Origin of the sequence: Methylibium sp. (genome assembly GCF_013817365.1) — a bacterium.
In the GTDB taxonomy this organism is placed as follows: domain Bacteria; phylum Pseudomonadota; class Gammaproteobacteria; order Burkholderiales; family Burkholderiaceae_C; genus Methylibium.
On record NZ_JACDCU010000287.1, the window covers coordinates 1 to 5,491 of the forward strand.

Below are 5,491 nucleotides of genomic sequence, written 5' to 3' on the forward strand. Positions count from 1 at the left end.
CGGCCGTGTCTTGTCGAGCCGCGGCAGCGTGGTCTACGAGACCCGCACCAACCAACTGTTCGTGAGCGACACGCCGACCAAGCTGGAAGAGATTGCGCAGATGATCGCGCGCATCGACATCCCGGTGCGGCAGGTGCTGATCGAAGCACGCATCGTCGAGGCGACAGACACCTTCGGCCGCTCGCTCGGGGTGAAGCTGGGCACGTCGTCGGCGCCGGGCGGCCGGGTCGCGGTGGGCGGCAACTATCTGGGCATCGGCAGCTCGACCGGCCAGGCGCCACCCATCAACAACATCGGCCAAACGCTGGGCGAGCCCTCGCCGAACAGCTACTTCGTCAACTTGCCTGCCGTGGGGCAGGGCGGCTACGACGCGGCGACTTTCGCAGTGTCCTTGTTCAGCTCGGCGATGAACCGGTTCCTGAACCTGGAGATCTCGGCCCTGGAAGCCGACGGCAAGGGCAAGATCATCTCCAGCCCGCGGGTGATCACGGCCGACCAGGTCAAGGCGCTCATCGAGCAGGGCACTGAAATCCCATATCAGACCGCGACCTCGAGCGGCGCCACGGCGATCCAGTTCCGCAAGGCGACGCTGAAGCTGGAAGTCACGCCGCAGATCACGCCGGAGGGCAACATCATCCTCGATGTCGACGTGAACAAGGACAGCGTGGGCGCGCAAACCGCCTCGGGCATCCTGATCAACACCAAGCACGTGAAAACGCAGGTGCTGGTCGACAACGGCGGCACTGTGGTGATCGGCGGCATCTACGAGCAGACCGAACAGGTCGATGAAACCAAGGTGCCGTTCCTGGGCGACGTGCCGGGTCTGGGCGTGTTGTTCCGCTCGAAGACACGCACGACGAACAAGAACGAGTTGCTGATCTTCCTCACGCCCAAGGTCGTGACCGACCGGACCGGCGCTCGCTGACCTGCTGGCTTGGCGGCATCCCAGACGATCGTCTTCGTCGGACTTCCCGGCTCCGGGAAGTCCTCCGTGGGTCGGCAACTCGCCCGCCGCCTCGGCGCGGCCTTCACCGACTCCGACACGGTGATCGAACAGCGGATCGGCGAGCCGATCCGTTGTTTTTTCGAGCGCGAAGGCGAGGCGCGCTTTCGTGACGTGGAGCAGGCCGTCATCGCGGAGCTCTGTGCCAAGGCAAACACCGAAGGCGTGCTGGCCACCGGCGGCGGTGCGGTGCTGCGCAAAGCCAACCGCGTGCTCCTGCATGCCACCGGCACGGTGATCTATTTGCGCTCCACGCCCGAGGAGCTGCATCGCAGGCTGCGCCACGACACGCAGCGCCCGCTGCTCCAGGTCGCCGATCCGCGCGCGCGCTTGCAGCAGTTGTTCCGGGAGCGCGATCCGCTGTACCGCGAGGCCGCGCACTACGTGATCGATACCGGTCGGCCCTCCTTGCACACGCTGGTCGGCATGGTCCTCATGCAGCTCGAGTTGGCCGGCCTCGTCGATCCGTCGCGGGTGCCTTCACCCGTGGAGCCGCCCCGGCCCGTCTGACGGTTGTGCAGCGCTCGTACACTCGAGGGCATGTCGGTTTTCACCTTGTCCGAGAGTCCCCGGTACCCGATCGAGACAGTCGATATCGCGCTCGGCGAGCGCGGCTACCCGATCCGCATCGGCAACGGCTTGATCGGCGAGGCGACCAGTTTCGACGGCGTGCCGAAGTCGGCGTTGGCGATGGTCGTGACCAACACCACCGTGGCGCCGCTCTATGCGCAACCGCTGATCGCCGCCCTTCGCAAGCGACACGCCCGGGTCGAACTGATCCAGCTGCCCGACGGCGAACACCACAAGGATTGGGCCACGCTCAACCTGATTTTCGACGCACTGCTGACGCATGGCGCCGACCGCAAGACGGTGCTCTATGCACTCGGCGGCGGTGTCGTGGGTGACATGACCGGCTTTGCCGCCGCGAGCTACATGCGCGGCGTGCCCTTCGTGCAGGTGCCGACCACGCTGTTGGCACAGGTCGATTCGTCGGTGGGCGGCAAGACCGGCATCAACCACCCTCGCGGCAAGAACATGATCGGCGCGTTTCATCAGCCACTGGCGGTGGTGGCCGACCTCGACACGCTGGCCACGCTGCCCGAGCGCGAATTGCGTGCAGGCTTGGCCGAGATCATCAAGTACGGGCCGATCGCCGACGCTGAGTTCTTCGGCTGGATGGAAGAGCACCTCGATGCGCTGCTGGCGCGGGAAGCGGCGGCCTTGCGCTACGCCGTGCGCCGCTCCTGCGAGATCAAGGCGGAGGTAGTCGCACACGACGAGCGCGAAGCGGGCCTGCGCGCCATCCTCAATTACGGGCACACCTTCGGGCATGCGATCGAGGCCGGGCTCGGTTTCGGCACCTGGCTGCACGGCGAAGCGGTGGCCTGCGGCATGGTCATGGCTGCCGATCTGTCGGTGCGGCTCGGCCACCTGCCCGATGAGTCGGCGCAGCGGATCGCGCGCCTGATCGAGCGCGCCGGCTTGCCGATCGTCGGCCCCAGGCTCGGCGCTGAGCAGTATCTGGCGCTGATGCGGCTCGACAAGAAGGCCGAGGACGGCGAGATCCGGTTCGTGGTCGTCGACTCGCTCGGTCATGCGTTGCTGCGCGGCGCGCCCGATGCGGTGGTGCGCGAGGTCATCGCGCGGCACGGCGGCTGAAGTCGCCGCTGGCCGCATGGCCCTCGCGCCTTATGCCAGCGATCCGGCCCGCAGCCGTGGGCGCCGTCACCCGGAGCCGCCGGCCCCGACCCGGGACGACTATCAGCGCGACCGCGACCGCATCGTCCACTCCACGGCGTTTCGGCGCTTGGTCTACAAGACGCAGGTCTTCCTCAACCATGAAGGCGACCTGTTCCGCACGCGGCTGACGCATTCGCTCGAGGTCGCACAACTCGCCCGCTCCATCGCCCGTGCGCTCGGTTTGAACGAGGATCTGGTGGAGGCCATCGCGCTGGCGCACGACCTGGGCCACACGCCCTTCGGTCATGCCGGGCAGGACGCGCTCGACCGCTGCCTGCGAAACGCCGATCCGGCCAGCGGCGGTTTCGAGCACAACCTGCAGTCGCTGCGAGTGGTCGATCAGCTCGAGGAGCGCTATGCCGACTTCGACGGCCTCAATCTGAGCTTCGAGACGCGCGAGGGCATCCTCAAGCACTGCTCCGGACGTCACGCGAGGGCGCTCGAGGCGGTGGAGCCTGGTGGGGTTGCGCGGCGCTTCATCGATGGCACGCAGCCGAGCCTGGAGGCGCAGCTCTGCAACCTGGCCGACGAGATCGCCTACAACTCCCACGATGTCGACGACGGTGTGCGCTCGGGGCTGATCGGCATCGAACAACTCGAAGAAGTGCCTTTGGTTTCGCGCTGTCTTGCGCAAGTGCGCGACCGGCATCCGGGCCTGACCGGCCGCCGGCTGCTGTATGAGACGCTGCGGCGCCTGCTGTCGGTGCAGGTCTATGACGTGATCGACGCCAGTCGCGTCGCCTTGGCGACCTTGGCGGCGGCCGACGCGGACGCGGCCCGACTCGGCCCCCCGGTGATCGGCTTTTCGCCTTCGATGCGCCAGGAGAGTGCCGCGCTCAAGCGCTTTCTGTTTCGTTGCCTTTACCGCCACCCGCAGGTGCTGGCCACCACCGAGCGTGCGCAGGGCGTCGTGCAAGAGTTGTTCGAGGCCTTCGATGCCGGCGTAGCCGAGTGGCCTCAGCGCGGTGCAACCGGCAGTGACCGCCATCGCGCCCTTGCCGACCACATCGCCGGTATGACGGACCGCTATGCGCTTCGTGAGCATCGGCGAATGACGGGGCGCGACGTATTCGATGCGGAGCACTCCGTGTCGCCTGAGTGACATTTTTCGTCAGCATGTTGCAACACTGAGTGTTGCCCCCCGTATTGCCTGCCCGACCCCGTCGATATATTGCGGCGAGACAGTGGCCAACGGGCCTTTGGCTGAGCAGTCCGCGGCTCATGCGGGCCGCAGTGACCGATCCAAGAATCCAGGAGACCGTTCTCATGAAGAAGTCCCTCGTTGCCCTCGCGGCGCTGTCGGCCATCGCCGCAAGCGTGCACGCGCAGTCGAGCGTCACCTTGTACGGCGTCGTCGATGTCGGCGTTCGATTGATCGACAACGCGGGCTCCGACAATGACGACCGCTTGACCTCCGTGAACGGCGCAGGCGCCGACACCACCGCGGGCGGCATCACGCCGAGCCGCTGGGGTATCCGGGTGACCGAGGATCTGGGCGGCAACTATCGCGCGCTGGCCAACATCGAATCCCGGTTTCTCGGCGACACCGGCTCGCTCCAGACCGGCGAGCAGTTCCAGCAAAGCTGGGTGGGACTCGTCACGCCTTTCGGCCAGGTGACGCTCGGTCGCCAGTACAACGTGTTGTTCGATGTGTCCGCCCTTGCTTTCTCGCCGTTCAAGACGATGGGCCCCTTTCTCGAGTCGTACAAGCCAGAGATCGGCATGGCGCTCGGCGCGCGCAACAACAACATGTTGAAGTACGCGATTGCGCTGGGCGGCTTTGTGGCGGAGCTCCAGGTCAGCGCCGGTGAAGGGGGCCAGGAATCGGGCGCCGCCACCTTCACCAACGGCAAGTCCATCGGTGGCATGGCGCGCTACAAGTTCGGCGACATCACGCTCGGTGGTGGCTACCTCGAGCGCGAGTTCAGCGGCGACCACAAGGCCAAGGCCAGCCTGATCGGCATCGGCTACGACAACCGCAAGCTGTACTTGAACGCCTTCTACATCCAGAACGACATCGACGAAGAGCTGGCCATCCCGGTCACCATTCCGGCGCTCGGACTGGTCGGTCGCGCCGCCGGGCCGGCGATCCTTTACACGGCCACCGGATTCGACAACGGCATCCTCACGGGGGCGTCGCCCGCAGGAGCTTCCCTCAGCTCGCTCCCCTTCGGCTTCGGCTCCGACGATCGCAAGATGTTCAGCGTCGGCGGCACTTATCTGGTGACCAACTCGCTCAACATTGGCGCGCAGTACTGGCGCATGGAACAAGAGGGCATCACGCCGTTCATTCCGGCGGAAGGCGAGGTGGACTACTTCGCCGCTGTCGCGCAGTACGGTTTCTCCAAGCGCAGCTCGGTCTATGCGATCGTGGACCACACCAAGACGAGCGGCGATCTGACTCTCGTGAAGCGGCCCAACCAACCCGGCCCCGGGCCGGATTCGCGCACCGGCATCACCGTCGGTATCCTTCACCGTTTCTGACGCGACGATCTCCGAAAAAATGCTGAGGCGCGCTTGCGCCTCGCTGAAGGGGGCACCGAGGGTGCCCCCTTCTTTTCGCCTCGAATACTTCGCTCTTCCTCATGGCCCGTCTACCCCGCCTTCTTGTTGCCGGTTTTCCGCATCTCCTGAGCCAGCGCGCGCAGCACGGGCAAGTCATGGTTCGCGACGACGACGACAGGCGTGCGCTGCTCCTGCTGCTGCGCGATGCCGCCGCACAGCACGGCGTTGCCCTGCACGCCTATG

General features: G+C 66.1%; 5 protein-coding genes. All 5 read left to right on the forward strand.

Translation table 11 applies throughout. From position 1 onward, the window contains the following. The coding region (locus H0W38_RS15705; protein WP_292455754.1) for a type IV pilus secretin PilQ at positions 1–925 on the forward strand (925 nt) is incomplete at its 5' end. Positions 926–952: 27 nt separating this feature from the next. Then, positions 953–1,513 (forward strand): shikimate kinase, encoded by a 561-nt coding sequence (locus tag H0W38_RS15710; RefSeq protein WP_292455768.1) that lies wholly within the window; start codon positions 953–955, stop codon positions 1,511–1,513. Between the two features lie 30 nt (positions 1,514–1,543). Continuing rightward, positions 1,544–2,662, forward strand: a complete 1,119-nt coding sequence (aroB, locus tag H0W38_RS15715; protein WP_292455758.1) for a 3-dehydroquinate synthase — start codon at positions 1,544–1,546, stop codon at positions 2,660–2,662. Positions 2,663–2,678: 16 nt separating this feature from the next. Beyond that, positions 2,679–3,845, forward strand: a complete 1,167-nt coding sequence (locus H0W38_RS15720; protein WP_292455764.1) for a deoxyguanosinetriphosphate triphosphohydrolase — start codon at positions 2,679–2,681, stop codon at positions 3,843–3,845. 164 nt (positions 3,846–4,009) lie between these two features. Further along, positions 4,010–5,227 carry a porin gene (locus tag H0W38_RS15725; RefSeq protein ID WP_292455767.1) on the forward strand — a complete coding sequence of 406 codons (1,218 nt, stop codon included), beginning with the start codon at positions 4,010–4,012 and terminating at the stop codon, positions 5,225–5,227. The last annotated feature ends 264 nt before the right edge of the window (positions 5,228–5,491 follow it).

Excerpts from the sequence above, each read along its gene's own strand:
- aroB (WP_292455758.1), top strand. The coding sequence starts at position 1,544 with ATGTCGGTTTTCACCTTGTCCGAGAGTCCCCGGTACCCGATCGAGACA.
- H0W38_RS15725 (WP_292455767.1), top strand. The coding sequence starts at position 4,010 with ATGAAGAAGTCCCTCGTTGCCCTCGCGGCGCTGTCGGCCATCGCCGCA.
- H0W38_RS15720 (WP_292455764.1), top strand. The coding sequence starts at position 2,679 with ATGGCCCTCGCGCCTTATGCCAGCGATCCGGCCCGCAGCCGTGGGCGC.